This is a genomic window from Halomonas sp. V046 (genome assembly GCF_052645355.1).
Window position 1 is genome coordinate 179380 of record NZ_JBQXYF010000009.1, and the last position, 18978, is coordinate 198357.

The window sequence follows — 18978 nt, forward strand, 5'->3', positions numbered from 1 at the left end:
TGTTCCCCAATCTGCCTCGCGGCGCAATGCCTTGTCCGGCGCAAGGCCGCCAGAGGCGCAGCGACGCTGGCGGCCTCGTCGTCCGCGGCGCGCCGTCACCGGCCGCGCCGGGGGGACGTCGTCGAGCACAATGCGCTATCATGTCGGCCTCGCTGAAGGGAGAAACCATGCCTGCCGCCCTGCCTCTACCGCTGTCGACGCCCAACCGCAATCTGGTCCGACTGACCTTCGTTCGCGGTATCACCTGGACCGGTTTTCTGATTGCCATCGTGGTCGGGATCGAACTGCTCGGTTTCGCCCTGGACGTGCCTGCGGTCATCGCCGTGATTGTCGCCATGGGGCTGATCAACATCGCGACCTGGTGGCGGCTCGGCCGTCCCCGGGACGTCAGCCACCAGGAGTACCTGCTTCACCTGATGCTTGACGTCGCCGGCCTGTCGTTGCTGTTCTACTTCACCGGTGGCGCCACCAACCCCTTCATTACCTACTATCTCGTCCCGGTGACCATCGCCGCCGCGACGCTGCCATGGCGCTATGCCTGGATTCTGGCCGCGACCGCCATGAGCGCTTACAGCGTCCTGATGGTGGTCTACCACCCGGTGCCCCAACTCGGCTCCCACTACGCCTCCAGCGTCAACCTCCACGTCCTCGGCATGTGGCTCAACTTCTTCCTCTCGGCAGGGCTCGTGACCTTCTTCATCTACAAGATGGCCCATGCCCTGCGCTACCGTGACCAGGCGCTGTCACGCACCCGCGAAACGGCCCTGCGCAGCGAACAGGTACTGGCCGTTGCCACCCAGGCCGCCGGCACCGCCCACGAACTGGGTACGCCCTTGTCGACCATGGCGGTACTGCTGTCGGAGATGAAGGAGGAGGTCGCCGATGACAGCCCGCTGGGCAAGGACATTCGTCTGTTGCGCGACCAGGTCGACACCTGCAAATCGCGTCTTCGCCATCTGGTGGAGAACGCCGATCGGCGACGCATGGCCGAGCCCGAAGTACATGATGCCGAAGCCTGGCTGAAAGCCGTAATCGACCGCTGGTTGGTCCTGCGCCCCGACGTCACTCACCGACTCAACGTGACCAAACGCCGTGGCCGCCCCGACATAGCGGTGGACACGACCCTGGATCAGGCGCTGACGAACCTGCTCAACAATGCCGCCGATGCCCGGCCAGATGACGTCGAGATCAGTCTCGACTGGACCCCCGAGCAGGTGGTGATCGATATCCGCGATCATGGTCCCGGCATCCCCATGTCCATCGCCGACCAACTCGGCGACACCTTCGTCTCGACCAAGAGCAAGGGGCTCGGCATCGGCCTGTTTCTGACCCACGCCACCATCAATCGCTTCGGCGGCGGCGTGAGCCTGTACAATCACTCCGACGGCGGTACCCTGACAGAAGTCACCCTGCCCCGCGCGAGCTGAGCACTCACCCCACGAGGACATCATGCAAGACAGCGCACAACGGCTACTGATCATCGATGACGACGACGTGTTCTGCCACGTGCTCGAACGCGCCATGCAGCGCCGCGGCCACGACGTGGCGGTGGCCCACGATGGCCCCCAGGCACTGGAACTGGCGCGACGCCATCAGCCCGAGATCGCAACCCTGGACCTGAAGCTCGAGAACGAGTCCGGGCTCAAGCTCCTGCCGGAGTTGCTTGACGTCGCGCCGAACTGTCGCATCGTTGTCCTGACCGGTTATTCGAGCATTGCCACCGCCGTGGAGGCGATCAAGCTGGGAGCGGTCAACTACTTGTGCAAGCCGGTGGATGCCGATGAAGTGCTGGCCTCGCTGGAGAAGCGCGAAGGCGACCCGGAGGCGGAAGTCGCCGATAACCCCCCGTCGATCAACCGCCTGACCTGGGAGCACATCCAGAAGGTCCTGCAGGAGCACGACGGCAACATTTCTGCCACGGCACGCGCCCTCGGCATGCACCGCCGAACCTTGCAGCGCAAACTGCAAAAGCGTCCGGTGCGGCGATAATAGCCTGACGCAGCAAGCTGCAACGCCCCTCTTATTCTCCGCGTTCGGCGCCTTCCCCTGCGCGCGAGAAGACGCCGGAACGAGTAAGCCCGGAACGAGAAGGCCCCGGAACGAGAAAGCCCGGAACGAGAAGGCCCCGGAACGAGAAAGCCCGGAACGAGTAAGCCCTGGAACGAGAAACCCCGGCACGAGCCCCGCGCCCCGCGCCCCTGTCATCCGTTCACCGCCGGCAGGGGCTTTGCCGGTCTCGTGTCAGGGCCCTGATGCCAAGCTCGGCGGCCAGCCGATGACGCTACTGGGCGGTCCAGCCGAGATCGATGTTCCAACTCGACCCGGTGACCGCACCGGCGGCATCCGAGGTCAGATACGCCACCAGTTCGGCGACCTCGGCGGGATCGATCAAGCGCTTTACCGCCGCATTCTTGAGCATGATCTGCTCGATGACCTCCTGCTCTTCCATGCCATGCAACTTGGCCTGATCGGCGATCTGATTGTCCACCAGCGGCGTCTTGACGTAGGCCGGACAGAGCGCGTTGGCGGTGATGCCCTGGGCGCCACCTTCCAGCGCGGCGGTCTTGGTCAAGCCGATCAACCCGTGCTTGGCGCTGATGTAGGCGGCCTTGCCCGGTGACGCGACCTGGGCATGCACCGAGGCAATGTTGACGATCCGGCCCCACCCCTTTTCGCGCATCGACGGCCACGCCGCCTGAGTCAACAGAAAAGGCGCCGTCAGCATCAGGTCGATGATCTGTCGCCACTTGGCCTCGGGGAAGTCCTCGATGGAAGCGACATGCTGGATACCGGCGTTATTGACCAGTATATCGACACCACCAAAACGAGAGACCGCTTCGGCGACAGCGCTACGGCAGGCATCCGCATCGGTCAGGTCGGCCTGGTAGAATACCGCCCCCGCCGCTTCGGCGACTTCGCGACCGTCGGGATTGAAGTCCACCGCGAGCACCTGGTGACCCTGCTGGCAAAAGTGCGCCACGACGGCGGCGCCGATGCCACTGCTGGTGCCGGTGACAACGGCGACTCGGGGGGTAATGGCTCGAGACATGCAACACTCCTTTTACATCCGGTTAAGACACCCGCGTAGACCGCCGGTGCCTCAAGCGAGGTTGGCCAGGCCACAAGCGGCCCGTAGATGACGACAGAGCCCATTAGCCTGCCCACGAACAGGCCACCAGCATAGGCAATGCCATGACCCCGAGCCAAGCACGGCGTGTCGATTGACCCAGGCACACCATCAACGCAAGGCCCACGCCAGCCGCGATTCACGCTCGACAGACACACCGCCGCCTGTACGCCTTGAAAGCGCACCGCCGCCTGCGCTCCTTGAAAGCGCACCGCCGCCTGCGCTCTTTGAAAGCGCTCGCTAGCCCACCGGCGTCTGTCCGGGCTCGGCCATGACGCTCGCCATCAATCGCTGCGCCAGCCGACAGGCGTCGTCGTGGCCCTCGAGATCGCGCAAGTCCTCGAGCAGCGGACATAGCCAGACGCTGTCATCGACAGACACCGCTTCACGCCGAAGCCGGTAGCGTCCACTCGGCAGCGACAGCATCACCGAGTCCTCGTCGTGGGCCGAGACGCTCTCGCCGACCATGGCCAGCGACAGACACTTCGGTGTCAGCCAGGCGCCGACCACCCAGCCTGGACGTTGCGGGCAAGGTGTAAAACACAACGCATCCACCGTGAGTCGGGGATTAACGCCTGTCTCACGCTTCAGCTCACGCCAGTGTCGCGCCTGCCAGGCATCGGCCAGGCCGGCGAGCCGCCGGTAAAGCTCAGGGGGTAGCGCGCTCATGCGGTGTCCTCGCGAAGAAATCCGCTCAGTGTAGCCCGACGCCGAGGTATCGGTCAGTGACCCGACGCACGGATTGCGCGGCGCTAGCCTGCTCGCCCGAACTCGCTCCCGATGGCATTCCTCGCCGCTCTCCTGACAGCTCTCCTGGCCACCCTTTGATCCCAATGGGTCTGCCCCGCGTCATGGGTATCCTGCGCGGCTTCGCTGCGCAGCCTTCCCCGAGCCACGGCTGCCCCGCCCCCTGCTCATTGATCACCGTGCTCGATCGCTCTCTACGCTGCAGCGCAATGCCGGTGGTGGTAGCATCGCAACACCATCGAATCCCATCGGCATTCGAGCCATGCGGCATCGACGCCGATACGGTCGCCCCACCGCAAGCTCGCCACGACAGGAGAACGCCATGTCCCCCGAGCAACGTCTCGAGATCGCCATCGACATCGCCAAGGCCGCCGGCCAGATGATCCTGGCGGCGCGAGAGTCCGACGACCTGCAGCACCACTTCAAGGAAGGGCAGGAACTGGTCACCGACACCGACGTGGCGGTCGACAAGCTGATTTGCGAGCGCCTTGACGCCGCCTTCCCCGACGAAGACCGCCTTAGTGAAGAGCTGGCGCCCGATCGCGATGCCGTGGAGCAGGGCGGCGCGCTGTGGGTGGTGGACCCCATCGATGGCACGGTCAACTTCGCTCATGGCCTGCGCCATGTGGCGGTGTCCATCGCCTTCGTCCAGGATGGCGTGACTCAGATCGGCGTGGTCCATGCCCCCTTCCTCGAGGAAACCTTCACCGCCGCGAAGGGCCAAGGTGCCTTGCTCAACGGCAAGCCGATCCGCCCCAGCGGCACCGACGAGTTGGCCAACAGCCTGGTCGCCACCGGTTTCCCCTATCGCCGCGATAGCCGCCCGCCACTGATGCGCCGACTCACTGCCGTGCTCAGCCGCTGCCGCGACATCCGCCGCAATGGTGCTGCGGCACTCGACCTGTGCGATGTGGCCTGTGGGCGCCTGGACGCTTACTACGAGAGCGTCTCGCCCTGGGACTTTGCCGCCGGCTGGTTGATCGCCGCCGAGGCAGGCGCGCGCACCGGGCACCTGTACATCCGCCCCTGTGGCCTGCCCGAAGACCTGTACGGCGAGAACCTGCTGGTCACGACGCCCGACATTCATGACGAGCTCGGCAACCTGCTCCGCCAGGCCGATGCGGGCGAACTATCCGATCTTTGATCGTCGCAGCGCGGGCCGGCCACGCCGAGGCGCGGGCAACATCGCCCGCGTCGCCCCCAGGCACCGCGCCCCAAGCACCGCGCCCCAAGCACCGCGCCCCAGGGACCGCGATAGCCAACGTCGATCGGCGTGACCACAGGGGACTATTAGCCAAGGAGCGTGGAATCGTTCACAATGCGCCGATTCCACCTTCCCCTTCACCGATGCATCCCTGGATGCAAGGAGACTCCATGTTCGTCGTCATCTTCGGCCGTCCCGGCTGCCCGTTCTGCGTCCGCGCCAAGGAGCTTGCCAATAACTTGAGCGACGCCGGCAGCATCGAGGGCTACCGCTACGTCGACATCCATGAAGAGGGCATCACCAAAGCCGATATGGAAAAGACCATCGGCAAGCCGGTCACCACCGTGCCCCAGATCTTCGTCGGCCAGACCCACGTCGGCGGCTTCACCGAATTCGACCAGTACGTGCGCGACAATGCCCTGGAAACGGTCGCGCCCTGACGCCTGTTCACCCTCTCAAGGGAACACTGCCCAGCGTCTCTATCACAACGGCCGCCCCCTGGGGCGGCCGTTGTGCGTTGCAATGGTGGAGCCGACACCCGGCGAGGGCCACCCCGGGCGTGCCACAGGCCCGGCCACGCAGCTCGTGCCCACAACGCTGCCCTTGGGAGCCGGCCAGCGTGTAATATAAAGGCGCCATCACCGGCTAGTTTTGTACGATATCGCTTAAGTTTATGTAGGTGATATCTTCGCCTACGAGTTCCCTGCAGACCGTCGTCGCCTCGTTGAAAGAGCGTGTCTCTGGCGCGCCTATACTCAGACTCCGAGCATCGACACGGCAAGCACAAAGGGACGAAAAATGAGCGAGCAGGAGCGCTTCGTCCAGCAACTCTGGCTGGACTACATTCACCACCATCCCGACGTAGGTGCGCTGCGCCTGTGGCCGGTGGATGCGCCGCTGGAATTCTTTTCCCTGGTGACCGTCAGCCAGTCGCCCTGGAACATGGACTCGATGACCGCGCAGTTCATCGACCTGGGCTACACCGACGTCGAGCGCTACGCGATGGCAGATCGCGGCTTGCTTGTTACCCTCCTCGCCCCGCCCAACGATGGCGCTTACCTGATACTGATCGAGCTCCAGACCACGCGGCTGTCCCGCGCCCCCCGGGATGCGCTGGTCTCGCTCATCGGCCAAGGCAGCGCCACCGGGGCGCCAGCCATCGGCGCCGGTCGTCCCTGGCCAATGCCCGACTGGCGCACTTACGAGCTCCTCATGAGCGCCCACCCGCTGGCCGCCTGGCTAGCCATCATGGGGCCTCGGGTCCACCATGTCGGCTTTGACTGCGACCGCCTGGGGAGCCCGGTTGCCCAGCTTCACGCCTCGCTCTCCGACCTTGGCCTGGGTCAGGCCAAGAGCGACGCCGGCATCTTCCCGGTGTCGGCGCTGGTCGAACATCGCTACTACCCCACCTGTTCGCGACGGCTGGCCTTCGCCGATGGCGACGAGCACCGCGTCTGCCTTGGCGGATTGAGCCTGGTGCAAAAACAGCTCGACACCGGCCCCGAACGCAGCGCAGCCCTGCTGCTACCGCATCACACCCGCTGCGAAGTCTCCTGTCATTCATCGTCGAAGGATAGCTCGAGCTGCTGAGGTTCCAGCCGCGGATCCAGTTCGGTGAAGTGAGGCGTCTCCATCACCGGCACCGCGACGAAGGGCTCCTGCGCGACACCTTCACTGCGCCGGTCACCGCACAGCCGCAGCCACACGAAAACCGCCAGCGCCAGGGCGGCCGCGCCCAGGAACAGCCACAGCCCGTCAGGCCCGGCTGCCTGCATCACCAGTGAAGCGCTGAAGGGGCCGATCACCGACCCGATGCCATACCACATCATCAGCTTGGCATTGGCCGCGACGACTTCTTCCGGATCGAGCCAATCGTTGGTGTGCGCCAGACTCAAGGAATACAGCGTGTGCAACATCGCGGTATGGGCGCAGGCCAGCACCAACAGGACGCCGAAACGAGCATCCGCCATGGCCGACATGATGCCTCCAGTCAGGGTCATCACCACCGCCATCCAAAGGATCACCCGGCGCCGATCGAGCCGGTCCGATACCCGACCGAGCCCCCACTGAGCCACCAGCGCCACCAGGGTCGTGATGGCCATGAAGCGCGCGGTCTGCCCCGTCGTCAGGCCGATTTCCTGGCCGTAGTAGGGTGTCATGGCGAAGAACGCCTGAACCATCAGTCCGCCCGTGAAGGCACCGACGAGCCCCACCGGCGCCCGCCGATACAGCGTCGACAGGCGAATCTTGCGCGGCTGAATATCATGGTGCCGGCTCGGTCCGTGGATGCGATGAATCGACAGCGGTACCAGCGATAGCGCAAAGAGCATACCGACCACCGAGAACAGCACCTGCCCTCCCGGATCGGCCAGGTTGAGCATCCACTGGCCCCCCGCCAGGGACATCGTCGAGATGACCATGTACCAGCCGAGCACCCGGCCGCGATTATCGTTGGTCGACTCGCCCGAGACCCACGACTCCATCACCATCAACAGGCCTGCCGTCGCGCCGCCGCCAAGCAATCGCCACACCAGCCAGGCCCAGGGGTTGACCCACAAGCCATGGAGCATCGCCGTCACCGCGAGAGACGCGGCACAGGCGGCGAACACGCGGATGTGCCCGACGCTTCTGATGCGTTTCTCCAGCCAATAGCTGCCAAACACGAAGCCCAGCGAAAAACTCGACATCAACAGCCCCGCCATCTGCGACGGAAAGCCTTCCAGCGACATTCTGACCCCGAGCAAGGTCATGATCAGGCCGTGGCCAAGCAGAAAGCAGATTTCACACAGGAACAGGATCGGCAGGGTGGCCGGCAAACTACGCACGAGACAACCCTCTGAACGATGAGAAGAAGCGATGGCCGCGCCGCGATGCGCGGATCAGGCAAGCGCCAGCGATGCGGCGGCATTGTAGTCGCTGGCCGTCAAATCGCCATCCCTCTTTGGAAACGTTCATCCACAATTTCTGTGGATAAGGCTGTGCATCATAGCGTTTTAACGGCTGCGGGCAGCGGCACAAGGGGATCGGACTCAAGATGGTCATAAATTCGACAGCCACGCCCCTTCAGACGCAGGACGGCCCGGACGAGCCGGGCCGTAGGAGTCATCCCTCGGGGACCGAGCGAGCAAGCCGGCCCGCCGACGATCCAGGACTACTGTCGTGTGACGGGGCGCCGCCACCGTCCGGTCATCACTCGAAGGTCATTTCGGGGACGTGATCCGGCACGATCAGCTTGCCCGCCGTCTTCTCCTGGATTTCCTCGACGCTGACGCCCGGCGCGCGCTCCTTGAGCACGAACGAACCGTTCTCGATCTCCAGGTAGGCAAGATCGGTCAGTACCCGATTGATGCACCCCGCCCCCGTCAGCGGCAGCGAACACTGCTCCAGCAGCTTCGAGGTGCCATCCTTGGAGGCGTGGGTCATGGTGCAGATGATGTTGTCGGCACCGGCCACCAGGTCCATGGCGCCGCCCATGCCCTTGATCAGCTTGCCGGGAATCATCCACGAGGCGATGTTGCCGTTCTGATCGACCTCGAAGGCACCGAGCACGGTCAGGTCCACGTGCCCGCCACGAATCATGGCGAAGGAGTCCGCCGAGGAAAAGATTGCCGAGCCGGGACGACTGGTGACGGTCTGCTTGCCGGCATTGATCATGTCGGCATCCACCTCGTCTTCGGTGGGAAATTGGCCCATGCCCAGCAGGCCGTTCTCGGACTGCAGCATGACGTCGATGCCATCGGGCACGTAGTTCGCCACCAGGGTCGGAATACCAATGCCGAGATTGACGTAGAAGCCGTCTTCGAGTTCGCGGGCGACGCGCTGCGCCATTTGTTCACGAGTGAGTGCCATCTTGATGCCTCTTGATGTTCAGTGGAGAAGTCATAGCCGTGTTGAGCCGCGTCGACAGGGCCGGCGCCAGGCGGCGGCTGTCAGCCCTCGCGCACGGTACGCTTCTCGATCCGCTTCTCGAAGGTGCCCTGAATGACCCGGTCGACATAGATGCCAGGCGTATGGATCTGGTCCGGCTCCAGCTCACCCGGCTCGACGATTTCCTCCACCTCGACCACCGTGATGCGGCCCGCGGTGGCGACCATCGGGTTGAAATTACGCGCCGTCTTGCGATAGATGACGTTGCCGTAGCGGTCGGCCTTCCAGCCCTTGACGATGGCGAAGTCTCCGGTGATCGCCTCTTCGAGGATGTGCGGGCGACCATTGAACTCACGGACTTCCTTGCCCTCGCCGATGGGTGTGCCGTAACCCGTGGCCGTGAAGAAGGCGGGGATACCGGCGCCGCCGGCACGCATCTTTTCGGCCAGGGTGCCCTGGGGCGTCAGCTGCACCTCGATTTCGCCATCGAGCATCTGGCGCTCGAACATGGCGTTCTCGCCGACATAGGACGCCAGGATCTTGGCGATCTGGCGGTCTTCAAGCAACACACCAAGACCAAAACCGTCGACGCCACAGTTGTTGGATACCACGGTCAGGTCCTTGACCCCGCGACGCTTGATCTCGGCGATCAGGTTCTCGGGAATACCGCAGAGACCGAAGCCTCCGGCCAGCACCGTCATACCGCTCTCGATGCCGTCCATTGCCTCTTCGTAGGAATATACGCGCTTGTCGAATCCGGCCATGTGAGGCGCCTCATCTGTGGGTGAAATCTGTGGATGACTCGTCTATCGATGAAGAGTGTAGGCAAAGACGACGAAGGACCGCCCTCGCTACCCCGTATCGGCCCTCGCTGACGCGCCGCATCTCGCTCGGCAAGCGCCATGCCCGTGCCAGCCAGGTGGGCGGCAGAATCGGCCTCACCGGAGGGTTTCATCAGACTGAAGCCAGTGTTGCCCGGCACTATATATTTGTTAAGTTTGTTTTATTTATGGATTGTTTTATTCTACCTATAAATTTGACCTTGGTAGCATGTGATGACCGTCAAGCAGCTACGCGCCTTTCTGGCTGTCGCCCGGACCCTGAGCTTCACCCAGGCCTGCGAATACCTTCACCTTTCGCAACCCGCGCTGAGCCTGGCGATCAAAGGGCTCGAAGAGAGCCTGGGCGGGCGCCTGCTTATCCGCACGACACGCAGCGTGCGCCTGACCCCGGAAGGCGAGACCCTGGTGCCGCTGGCCAAGCGCCTGCTCGCCGACTGGGACAGCACCGAGGAAGTGCTGCGCCAGCGCTTCACCCTGCAACTAGGGCGCCTGTCACTGGCCGCCATGCCTTCGTTCGCCGGCAACCTGTTGCCCCAGGCGCTGATGGTCTTTCGCCGCCGACATCCGCGCATCAACGTCACGGTACACGATGTCATCAACGAACAGGTCATCGACATGGTGCGCCAACGCCAGGTCGAGATGGGCATCGTCTTCGAGCCCGAGGCGACCGGCAGCCTGACCTTCACCCCACTGTTCAGCGATCGTTTCGTGGCGGTGGTCCCTGCCGATTCGCCGTTGGCCCAGCATCCGGCCCTCGATTGGGACACCCTCATGTCCCGGGATTTCGTTGCCTTGCAGCGTCCTTCCATGGTCCGCCGGTTGCTCGAACAACAGCTGGGCCCGCGGCATGTCGGCCTCAAGGTCGCCTTCGAAACGCACCAGTTGGCAAGCGTCGGGCGCATGGTCGCCAGCGGCCTCGGCGTCAGCGCCGTGCCGTCGCTGTGCATTCGCCAGATGCAGGAAACCGGTGCCGTCTGCCTGCCGCTGACGGATCCGGTCATCGAGCGCAACGTCGGGGTGATCACCTGGACACCCCACGAGCTGTCGGTGGCCGCACGAGCCCTGGTCGACGTGCTCGTCGAGCACGTGTCACCGCCGGGGCTGCTCGCAGACCAAGACGAGGCCGCGCGCTAGGCGCACAAAATTGGGCAGCCGCCACGGAATCCATTAGCATTGCGCTGCGTAAGCCTTACCGTGCAAGGAGCCAAGGCATGTCGACCCTGAAGGGCCTGATCAGCGTCCTGCTGCTCATTTTGAACACCCTATTCTGGACTCTGCCACTGCTGGTCTTGACCCTGCTCAAGCTTGTGGTGCCAGGCCGCGCGCTGGAGCGCAAGGTACTCGCCGGCCTGAACGCCGTCGCGCTGAACTGGATCGGCTTCAACCTGTGGTGGATCAAGCACTGGGTACGTCCGGACGTCGCCTTCGATGTGCCCGACGAGATTCATCCCGACACCTGGTGGCTGGTCATCTCCAACCACAAGAGCTGGACCGACATCTTCCTGCTGTTCATGGCGGTCCATCGACGCATTCCCATGCCACGCTTCTTTCTCAAGCAGCAATTGATCTGGGTGCCGGTCGTCGGCATGGCCTGGTGGGCGCTCGAATTCCCCTTCATGCGCCGCTACACCAAGGAACAGCTGGCACGCCACCCGAAGCTCGCAAAGCGCGATCGGCTCGCCACCGAGCGCATGTGCAAGCGCGCCAGGGACCTGCCCATCGCCATCATCAACTTCGTCGAAGGGACCCGCTTCACCCCACAGAAGCAGGCAGCCCGCCAGAGCCCGTTTACCAACCTCCTGCGGCCCAAGGCAGGCGGCATCGCCCAGGTCATGGGACTGCTCGGCGACCGCCTCGGCGGCATCATCGACGTCACCATCGACTACCAATCGCCGCGCCCCAGCTTCTGGGCTTTCCTCTGCGGACGCGAGGGCAGCATTCGCCTCGACGCCCGCTGCCTGACCATCCCCGACTGGATGCTAGCCGGCCAGTATCATGACGATTCGAACTACAAGGAACGCTTCCACACATGGCTCAACGCGCTGTGGCTAGAAAAGGATGCCTCGCTCTCCTCACACCGCTGGTAGTCAGCCTTCTGCTCGTCGGCTGCGCTGGTACTCCCGGAAACGCGACGAGTCCTCGCGCGGCCTCCGTGGGCACCACCAGCATCGCGGGCGGCTGGGTCACCGTGCAGCGAGGCGATACCCTCGGTGATATCGCTCGCCGGGCCGGCGTCCCGCTGGTGCGACTCGAGCGCTTCAACCCGGGCACCGATTCGCGTCGCCTGGCCGTGGGTCAGCGTATCCTGGTGCCCAGCCGCCAGGAACGTGCGCCCTCCGGTGGCCCCTACCGCTACCAGGTCCGCCCCGGTGACACCTTCAGCGCCATCGGCCGACGCTTCGGTGCCAGTCCGCGTCGCATCCAATCGGCCAATGCCGGTGTCTCGGCCACGAACCTGAAAGTCGGCCAACTGATCCAGGTCCCGCTCTCCGGCACCTCCACGGCCGCCTCGCGCTCGTCGTCGGCCACCGCCCCGGCCCCTTCGGTCCGACTGCCCGACCCGGGCAAGGTGCCGTCCCGCGCCCGCGGCTGGCCCTGGCCGCTGGATGACTATCGGGTGGTGCGCCGTTACGGGGCCGACGGGCGCGGCACCCTGCAGCCGATGCTGCTGGCCACCGACGAGGGCGCTCGCGCCAAGGCGGTCGCCGACGGCGAGGTACGCTTCGCCGACAGCATGCGCCAGCTCGGGCAGGTGGTCATCGTCCACCACGCAGACAACCTGCAAAGCGTCTACGCCCTATGTGACACCTTGCTGGTCAAGAGCGGACAGGAGGTCACCACCGGCACGCCGCTGTGCGAAGTCGGCAAACATGCCAGCACCGGGCGCTACGACCTGCTGTTCGACATGCGCCATGGGGGCAAGCCGGTCGATCCGGACAGCATCCTTCGCTGACGGCGTCGCCCTTCTCCCTGGGGTCGACGCGATGACATCATCTCAGCATGGCGACGGTGAACGAGCCCCGTCGCCGCTGCCGGCCGGGGCTATCGATGAGTCGTCTGCGCTCCCGACGTCACAGCCCGTTCACCCTTCTGACCCAGGCTTGTCATCCACCGGGCCTATCCTGAGGATGAGCGGGCCACTCGGGCCCGGACAGGATGAGGATCCCCATGCGCATCTGTCTGGTCAGCGAAACCTGGTCGCCGGATATCAACGGCGTCGCCCATACGCTGGGCCGCATCAGCCAAGAGCTCCTCGCTCGCGGCGTGACCCTGGACCTTGTCCGCCCTAGGCCCGCCGCGGCCTCGGCACCCGCCGCCGACGGCATGGCCACGGAACTCCGCGTCCGCGGCTTGTCTATTCCCGGCTACAAGGAAGTGCGCATTGGCATGCCCGCCGGGCGGCTCATGCGGCGCCAATGGCAGACCACGCGGCCCGACGCCGTCTACGTGGCGACGGAAGGCCCCCTCGGCTGGTCCGCCCTGCGCGCCGCCGAGCGCCTGGGCATTCCCGTGGTCAGTGGCTGGCACACCAACTTCGATCACTACTGCAGCGACTACGGCGTCGCCTGGATGGCCCCGCTGGTGCGCCAGCGCCTACGCCGATTCCACAATCGCTGCGCGGCGACCCTGGTGCCGACCCATCAACAAGCCAAGGACCTTACCGCCAAGGGATTCGAACGGGTGAGCGTGATGGCGCGCGGCATCGAAGGTGACCAGTTCACTCCGGACAAGCGTGATCAAGCCCTGCGCGATCGCTGGGGCGTGGGGCCCCATCAACCGGTCGCACTCTACGTCGGCCGCCTGGCACCGGAAAAGAACCTGTCGTTGTTGCGCGATACCTTCCATGACATGCAGGAGGCACGGCCAGATCTGCGCATCGTCATCGTCGGCGATGGCCCTGGCAAGGCCAACCTGCAGAAGGCCCTGCCCGATGCCCTGTTCACCGGTTTCATCGACAAGGCGGATCTTCAAGTGCACTACGCAAGTGCCGACCTCTTCGTCTTCCCGTCGCTGTCCGAGACCTGGGGCAACGTGGTCCTGGAAGCCATGGCCAGCGGCCTTGCGGTGGTGGCCTATCGCCACGCCGCGGGCGCCGAGCTGATCAGCCACGACCGTAACGGTATCAGCATCGACGCCGATGACGCCTCAGCCTTCCGGGAATCCGCCGCTCGACTCTCCGGTGAGCAGGCCCGCTATGCCCGCCTCGGGCGTGCCGCACGAGAGAGGGCCCTCACCTACCGCTGGCCGGTCATCGCCCAGACCTTTCTCGACGCTCACCAAACCGCCAGGGAGTCTCGTCATGGCCTCACGAATCCCGCAAGTGTTTGATCGCCTCGATCTGATCGAGTGGCAACTTTGCCAGCGCATGGCCGGCTTGAGCATTCATCGTCCGTGGCTGTCGACGCTGAAGATCGCCAGCAAACTCGGCGACTGGCCGCTGTGGGTCGCCGTGATCGCGGCCCAGCCAGCGCTGCACGGCCGCGACCTCGGATTGCGCCTGATGATCGAGTACAGCCTGACGGCCCTCGTGGCGATCGCGGTATACAAGCTGGTCAAGACGCGCCTGTGCCGCGAGCGGCCCTTCATTACCTTCGACGGTTGCATACTGTGCAACGAACCCGCCAGGGACCGCTACAGCTTCCCCAGCGGCCACACCATGCACGCGGTCATGTTCTGCGTCCTGGTGGCGGCCCACACCCCGGGCCTGCTGGTCTGGCTCGTGCCAATAGTCGTCCTGATCGCCATCTCACGGGTCGGGCTCGGCCTGCATTACATCACCGACGTCGCCGCCGGCGCTGCCTTGGGCTACGGCTTCGCCGTGCTGAGTCTGCACATGTCCAGCACACCGCTGCCCGTGCAGACGTTGGCCACCACGGTCGCCGGCTAGGCCTGGCCAGTCGCGAGCTGCGCCGGCGGCCGGAGCCGGGAGCCGGGGGCTATCTCAAGCAGCCGCCCCACCTTTTCCTCGACGGGCGCGCCATGGCATTCTGGGGCCATGAGTCACCCTCTTGGAGCGAACACCAGCCGGGTGCTCGGCGTACCCGCCATCGACTATGCCCCGGATTTTCTCGCGGCCGACGAGGCCGATCGGTTGCTGGCCGAGTTGACGCGCGCACTCCCCTGGCACCAGCCCCGGCTGCGCCTGTACGGTCGCGAGCACCCGATCCCTCGCCAACAGGTATGGATGGGCGATAGCGCTTACCGCTACTCCGGCAAGACCTTCACACCGACGCCCTGGCATCCCAGTGTCCGTCAACTACGCGACCACCTGGAGCGGTCCCTCGCCTCACAGGCTGGCACCTGGCGCTTCAACAGCGTCCTGCTCAATCGCTATCGCGACGGTACCGACCGAATGGGCTGGCACAGCGACGACGAGCCACAGCTCGGCCCCACCCCTTGCATTGCGGCGGTCACCTTGGGAGTGCCTCGCCCGCTACGCTTTCGCTTCAAGGACCGTTCTGCCTCGGCCTTCAACGTCTGGCTGGAACATGGCAGCCTGCTGCTGATGGGCGCCGGTGTCCAGGAGCGCCTCGAACACGCCCTTCTGCCACGCAAGATCGAGGGCGAACGCCTCAACCTGACCTTTCGCTGGCTCCAATGAACGGCCCGGCGTGTTCCGGCCGCTACGCCCGTGACACCGGCCCCATGCAACGAACGTGGCGTCGGCGCCCCTCGCCCTTGGCGCCACTCCCGTCTCCCGCGCCCCGGGATCGACGCCCGTTCCGACGTGTCGGACCGCCCGCGCAGGCACCGCCTGCCACACCGCCACACAGCCGTGGGAGGGGCAGAGACGGGGGCGCAAAGGCCCGTCCAAGTGCACGAATAACGCGATGCCAAGGCACCGCGCCAGCGCCACCGGGCCGCGTTTGATGCGGGTACCAATGGCATGCCCCAGGGCGGTGATGGCCATCCGCCGAGTAAAAAAATGGCGCGATGCCAAGGCATCGCGCCAACTCAATCAAGCGCCATCTCAATCAAGCGCCAACCCAATCAGAGGCCAACCCAATCAGAGGCCAACTCAATCAGAGGCCAACTCAATCAAGCGCCAACTCAATCAAAGGCCAACTCAATCAAAGGCCAACTCAATCAAAGGCCATAAGATAACGGTATAACGATCATGTCCCGGGACGCTGACGGTCATCCGCCCGCGTCCACCGCCGGATCCTTGCCTCAGCCCCGGTAATACCCGGGCGCCACCACCGGCATCTTGGTCACCGTCATCGGCAGGCGCTTGCCGCGCACCTCGGCGTAGACGGTGGTGCCGATGTCGGCATGATCGATAGCCACATACCCCATGGCCACCGGCTTGCCGACACTCGGCCCGAAACCACCGGACGTGACGCTGCCCAGGTGAAGATCGTCCTCGCTGTAGAGCTCTGCTCCCTCACGCACCGGAGCACGGCCTTCGCCGAGCAGCCCAATACGCTTGCGTTGGTGATCCTTGACCTCGATCTGATGCAGGATGACATCCGCACCGGGAAAGCCACCGGCACGCTCACCGCCGCGGCGGCGTGGCTTGCCGATGGCCCAGATCAACCCGGCTTCCACCGCGGTGGTCGTGGTGTCGATATCGTGGCCATACAGGCAGAGCCCGGCTTCCAGGCGCAGCGAATCCCGGGCGCCAAGGCCAATCGCCTCAACCTCGTCCTGGGCCAGCAGCAAGCGTGCCAGGCGGTCGGTCTGCTCCGCCTCGGCCGATATCTCGAAGCCGTCCTCGCCGGTATAGCCGCTGCGGCTGATCCACACCGGCATGCCGTCGATCTCGAAGCGTCCGTGCTGCATGAACACCATCGCGCATGCCTCGGGGCACAGCCGCTGCATGACGGACGCCGCCTTCGGGCCCTGCAAGGCCAGTAGCCCACGATCGAGCATCTCAACCTCGTGATCCGGCAGACCGCGACGCAGATGCGCCAGGTCCTGTTCACGACAGGCCGCATTGACCACTAGATACAGGTGATCACCGGCGTTGACGGTCATCAGGTCATCGAGGATGCCGCCGTCTTCGCTGGTAAACAGACCGTAGCGTTGCATGCCCTCGGGGAGGCCGACCAAGTCCGACGGCACGAGAGTTTCCAGGGCCGTCAGGGCATCGTCGCCATGAATCAGAATCTGGGCCATGTGTGAGACATCGAAGAGGCCACAGGAGGCGCGGGTGTGCTCGTGCTCCTTCTTCACGCCCAGCGGGTACTGGACCGGCATGTCGTAGCCGGCAAAGGGAACCAGTTTCGCGCCCAGCTCCTGGTGCAGGGCGTGAAGCGGTGTCGTCTTGAGGTCACTCATAGCAATTTCACTCGCGGCTCGTTGGGCGTGTCCCACGCGCGGCGAGGTGCCTATTCGGGCACCTCGCCAGGACGACGCCTAGGATTTATCGTGATCGAGTTCTTCGCCCGGCAGAATATCCTTGCCGTCGAAGTAGTCCTTGGTCAGCTTGAACACCACCGGCGACAGCAGTGCCAGAGCGATCAGGTTGGGAATCGCCATCATGGCGTTGAAGGTATCGGCCATCAGCCAGATGAAGCCCAGTTGCGCCATGGCCCCCAGCGGAATCGCCAGCACGAACAGCACCCGGTAGAGCATGATGGAACGCGTGCCGAACAGGAACTGGAAGCACTTCTCGCCGTAGAAGGACCAACCCAGAATGGTGGTAAAGGCGAACACCGCCAGGGCAATGGCGACAATAGCCTCACCAAAGCCCGGTAGTGCGGTGTCGAACGACAGCGCGGTCAAGGAGGCACCCGCTTCGCCGGTCTCCCAGATCGGCGCGGTGAGAATGACCAGCGCGGTGATGGTGCACACCATGATGGTATCGATAAAGGTACCGAGCATGGCGATCAGGCCCTGACGCACCGGGTTCTTGGTCTGAGCGGCGGCATGGGCGATCGGCGCACTACCGAGGCCGGCCTCGTTGGAGAAGATGCCCCGCGCCACGCCAAAGCGAATGGCCGCCATGACCGCAGCACCGGCAAAACCACCCATGGCCGCATGAGGGTTGAAGGCATAGAAGAAGATGTTGCCGAAGGCGGCGCCGATCTGGTCGGCGTTGAATGCCAGCACCACCAGCCCGGCGATGATATAGGCGATACCCATGACTGGTACCAGCTTGCCCGCCACCTTGGCGATGCGCTTGATACCGCCGAGAATAACGGCGCCGGCCAGCACCATGATGACTACCCCGGTGACCCAGTGGGGCACCCCGAAGCTGGATTCCAGGGCATCGGCCACGGAATTGGACTGCACGGTGTTGCCGATGCCGAAGGCCGCGACGGCACCGAAGAAGGCGAAGGCGCCACCGAGCCACAACCACTTTCGGCCAAGACCGTTCTTGATGTAGTACATCGGGCCACCGATATGGAAGCCGGTCTCATCCGTCTCGCGATAGCGCACCGCCAGCACCGCCTCGGCGAACTTGGTCGCCATACCGACCAGCGCGGTGATCCACATCCAGAACACGGCACCCGGACCACCGAGGGCAATGGCCGTCGCCACACCGGCGATATTACCCGTACCGATGGTGGCCGACAGCGCCGTCATCAGCGCGTTGAAAGGGGATATCTCCCCGTCGTCGGCCTTGGCTTCGCCCGCGACGGCCTTCTTGTCACGGCCGTCCCACATCAGCTTGAAGCCCATGCCCAGCTTGCGGATCGGCAGCAGCTTGAGCCCTAGCTGGAGATAGATGCCAACCCCCAGCAGCAGGACCAGCATGATCGGCCCCCACACCACGCCGTTGATGGCGCCGAAGATGTTGTTGAGTGTTTCCACGGAAATCTCCCTATCTAACGCTTATTTTTATGCACTGACGCCTACGACCAAGGTATAGGCACAGAGGTTGAACCTATGGCAAAGCCACTTCGGCAACGCAAGATCGCCAGCGCGGACCCGCTAACGATAGCGGATACTGCCGAAGTCACACCAGCAGAGCCACTCCACGCTACGCCTACCGTACACCTTTGTGTTTTCTCAACTCGCCATAGTTTTCCTATCGGAAACTTTCGGCACTCTAGGGTCCAATCCCGCGCTTGGCAATCCCCTCTTTCGTCGTGCCGCCAAGGGCGCCTTCCTGCCCCCGCGCACCGCTCGCAGAACAGCGAGCCGCGTGACGCGGCGGTGCGCCTGCCCCGCGCCGCGGTACGCCAGGGCATCTACCACGGCTCCGCGCGCTGCCCCTCCCCCTTTGGCACTGGACGACAAGG

General features: G+C 64.5%; 18 protein-coding genes. 11 read left to right on the forward strand and 7 right to left on the reverse strand.

The features are described 5' to 3' along the window. Positions 1-167 precede the first annotated feature (167 nt). Together ACUN9Y_RS13995 and ACUN9Y_RS14000 are read left to right on the forward strand one after the other, a co-directional pair. The gene (locus ACUN9Y_RS13995) at positions 168-1427 is read left to right on the forward strand and encodes an ATP-binding protein (protein WP_445461329.1); all 1260 of its coding nucleotides are present in this window, start codon (positions 168-170) and stop codon (positions 1425-1427) included. A 22-nt stretch (positions 1428-1449) separates the two neighbouring features. Continuing rightward, positions 1450-1989, forward strand: a complete 540-nt coding sequence (locus tag ACUN9Y_RS14000) for a response regulator transcription factor (protein WP_445461330.1) — start codon at positions 1450-1452, stop codon at positions 1987-1989. Positions 1990-2281: 292 nt separating this feature from the next. Here ACUN9Y_RS14000 and ACUN9Y_RS14005 read toward each other — a convergent pair whose 3' ends face one another. Further along, positions 2282-3049, reverse strand: a complete 768-nt coding sequence (locus ACUN9Y_RS14005) for a 3-hydroxybutyrate dehydrogenase (RefSeq protein ID WP_445461331.1) — start codon at positions 3047-3049, stop codon at positions 2282-2284. A 318-nt stretch (positions 3050-3367) separates the two neighbouring features. Next, positions 3368-3796 (reverse strand): [NiFe]-hydrogenase assembly chaperone HybE, encoded by a 429-nt coding sequence (gene hybE / locus ACUN9Y_RS14010; protein ID WP_445461332.1) that lies wholly within the window; start codon positions 3794-3796, stop codon positions 3368-3370. A 400-nt stretch (positions 3797-4196) separates the two neighbouring features. Here hybE and ACUN9Y_RS14015 point away from each other — a divergent pair, with 400 nt between their 5' ends. The 3 genes from ACUN9Y_RS14015 (at position 4197) to ACUN9Y_RS14025 (ending at position 6668) form a co-directional block, all read left to right on the forward strand. Continuing rightward, positions 4197-5018, forward strand: coding sequence for an inositol monophosphatase family protein (locus ACUN9Y_RS14015; protein WP_445461333.1), 822 nt, complete (start codon positions 4197-4199; stop codon positions 5016-5018). A gap of 230 nt (positions 5019-5248) precedes the next feature. Beyond that, complete coding sequence (locus tag ACUN9Y_RS14020; RefSeq protein WP_445461334.1) at positions 5249-5518, forward strand: GrxA family glutaredoxin; 270 nt, start codon at positions 5249-5251, stop codon at positions 5516-5518. A 358-nt stretch (positions 5519-5876) separates the two neighbouring features. After that, positions 5877-6668, forward strand: a complete 792-nt coding sequence (locus ACUN9Y_RS14025) for a DUF1338 domain-containing protein (protein WP_445461335.1) — start codon at positions 5877-5879, stop codon at positions 6666-6668. Here ACUN9Y_RS14025 and ACUN9Y_RS14030 read toward each other — a convergent pair. From ACUN9Y_RS14030 to ACUN9Y_RS14040, 3 genes are all read right to left on the reverse strand, one after another. Continuing rightward, positions 6635-7903 (reverse strand): MFS transporter, encoded by a 1269-nt coding sequence (locus ACUN9Y_RS14030; protein WP_445461336.1) that lies wholly within the window; start codon positions 7901-7903, stop codon positions 6635-6637. The two genes, ACUN9Y_RS14025 and ACUN9Y_RS14030, sit on opposite strands and share 34 nt — an antisense overlap. A 364-nt stretch (positions 7904-8267) precedes the next feature. Then, positions 8268-8927, reverse strand: a complete 660-nt coding sequence (locus tag ACUN9Y_RS14035; RefSeq protein ID WP_445461337.1) for a CoA transferase subunit B — start codon at positions 8925-8927, stop codon at positions 8268-8270. Positions 8928-9007: 80 nt separating this feature from the next. Continuing rightward, a complete protein-coding gene (locus ACUN9Y_RS14040) occupies positions 9008-9709 on the reverse strand; it encodes a CoA transferase subunit A (protein WP_445461338.1) in 702 nt (233 codons plus the stop codon). 291 nt (positions 9710-10000) lie between these two features. Here ACUN9Y_RS14040 and ACUN9Y_RS14045 point away from each other — a divergent pair, with 291 nt between their 5' ends. The 6 genes from ACUN9Y_RS14045 (at position 10001) to ACUN9Y_RS14070 (ending at position 15389) form a co-directional block, all read left to right on the forward strand. After that, on the forward strand, positions 10001-10921 hold the full coding sequence (locus tag ACUN9Y_RS14045) for a LysR family transcriptional regulator (protein ID WP_445461339.1): 921 nt from the start codon (positions 10001-10003) through the stop codon (positions 10919-10921). A gap of 77 nt (positions 10922-10998) precedes the next feature. After that, positions 10999-11874: an acetyltransferase gene (locus tag ACUN9Y_RS14050; RefSeq protein ID WP_445461340.1), complete on the forward strand. Its 876-nt coding sequence runs from the start codon at positions 10999-11001 to the stop codon at positions 11872-11874. Then, positions 11817-12740, forward strand: coding sequence for a LysM peptidoglycan-binding domain-containing protein (locus ACUN9Y_RS14055; protein WP_445461341.1), 924 nt, complete (start codon positions 11817-11819; stop codon positions 12738-12740). The genes ACUN9Y_RS14050 and ACUN9Y_RS14055 overlap by 58 nt, the downstream gene beginning before the upstream one ends. 215 nt (positions 12741-12955) lie before the next feature. Then, complete coding sequence (locus ACUN9Y_RS14060) at positions 12956-14116, forward strand: glycosyltransferase family 4 protein (RefSeq protein ID WP_445461342.1); 1161 nt, start codon at positions 12956-12958, stop codon at positions 14114-14116. Beyond that, positions 14088-14675 (forward strand): phosphatase PAP2 family protein, encoded by a 588-nt coding sequence (locus tag ACUN9Y_RS14065; protein WP_445461343.1) that lies wholly within the window; start codon positions 14088-14090, stop codon positions 14673-14675. Before ACUN9Y_RS14060 ends, ACUN9Y_RS14065 begins: the two co-directional genes overlap by 29 nt. A 108-nt stretch (positions 14676-14783) precedes the next feature. Continuing rightward, entirely contained in the window at positions 14784-15389 is a 606-nt protein-coding gene (locus ACUN9Y_RS14070; RefSeq protein WP_445461344.1) for an alpha-ketoglutarate-dependent dioxygenase AlkB family protein, read from the forward strand. A 569-nt stretch (positions 15390-15958) separates the two neighbouring features. On the opposite strand, the gene gcvT is transcribed toward ACUN9Y_RS14070, so the two are convergent. Then, positions 15959-17068, reverse strand: coding sequence for a glycine cleavage system aminomethyltransferase GcvT (gene gcvT / locus ACUN9Y_RS14075; protein ID WP_445461345.1), 1110 nt, complete (start codon positions 17066-17068; stop codon positions 15959-15961). 78 nt (positions 17069-17146) lie between these two features. Next, positions 17147-18547: an alanine/glycine:cation symporter family protein gene (locus ACUN9Y_RS14080; protein ID WP_445461346.1), complete on the reverse strand. Its 1401-nt coding sequence runs from the start codon at positions 18545-18547 to the stop codon at positions 17147-17149. Positions 18548-18978 lie beyond the last annotated feature (431 nt).

Excerpts from the sequence above, each read along its gene's own strand:
- ACUN9Y_RS13995 (WP_445461329.1), top strand. The coding sequence starts at position 168 with ATGCCTGCCGCCCTGCCTCTACCGCTGTCGACGCCCAACCGCAATCTG.
- ACUN9Y_RS14000 (WP_445461330.1), top strand. The coding sequence starts at position 1,450 with ATGCAAGACAGCGCACAACGGCTACTGATCATCGATGACGACGACGTG.
- ACUN9Y_RS14005 (WP_445461331.1), bottom strand. The coding sequence starts at position 3,049 with ATGTCTCGAGCCATTACCCCCCGAGTCGCCGTTGTCACCGGCACCAGC.
- hybE (WP_445461332.1), bottom strand. The coding sequence starts at position 3,796 with ATGAGCGCGCTACCCCCTGAGCTTTACCGGCGGCTCGCCGGCCTGGCC.
- ACUN9Y_RS14015 (WP_445461333.1), top strand. The coding sequence starts at position 4,197 with ATGTCCCCCGAGCAACGTCTCGAGATCGCCATCGACATCGCCAAGGCC.
- ACUN9Y_RS14020 (WP_445461334.1), top strand. The coding sequence starts at position 5,249 with ATGTTCGTCGTCATCTTCGGCCGTCCCGGCTGCCCGTTCTGCGTCCGC.
- ACUN9Y_RS14025 (WP_445461335.1), top strand. The coding sequence starts at position 5,877 with ATGAGCGAGCAGGAGCGCTTCGTCCAGCAACTCTGGCTGGACTACATT.
- ACUN9Y_RS14035 (WP_445461337.1), bottom strand. The coding sequence starts at position 8,927 with ATGGCACTCACTCGTGAACAAATGGCGCAGCGCGTCGCCCGCGAACTC.
- ACUN9Y_RS14040 (WP_445461338.1), bottom strand. The coding sequence starts at position 9,709 with ATGGCCGGATTCGACAAGCGCGTATATTCCTACGAAGAGGCAATGGAC.
- ACUN9Y_RS14045 (WP_445461339.1), top strand. The coding sequence starts at position 10,001 with ATGACCGTCAAGCAGCTACGCGCCTTTCTGGCTGTCGCCCGGACCCTG.
- ACUN9Y_RS14050 (WP_445461340.1), top strand. The coding sequence starts at position 10,999 with ATGTCGACCCTGAAGGGCCTGATCAGCGTCCTGCTGCTCATTTTGAAC.
- ACUN9Y_RS14055 (WP_445461341.1), top strand. The coding sequence starts at position 11,817 with ATGGCTCAACGCGCTGTGGCTAGAAAAGGATGCCTCGCTCTCCTCACA.
- ACUN9Y_RS14060 (WP_445461342.1), top strand. The coding sequence starts at position 12,956 with ATGCGCATCTGTCTGGTCAGCGAAACCTGGTCGCCGGATATCAACGGC.
- ACUN9Y_RS14065 (WP_445461343.1), top strand. The coding sequence starts at position 14,088 with ATGGCCTCACGAATCCCGCAAGTGTTTGATCGCCTCGATCTGATCGAG.
- ACUN9Y_RS14070 (WP_445461344.1), top strand. The coding sequence starts at position 14,784 with ATGAGTCACCCTCTTGGAGCGAACACCAGCCGGGTGCTCGGCGTACCC.
- gcvT (WP_445461345.1), bottom strand. The coding sequence starts at position 17,068 with ATGAGTGACCTCAAGACGACACCGCTTCACGCCCTGCACCAGGAGCTG.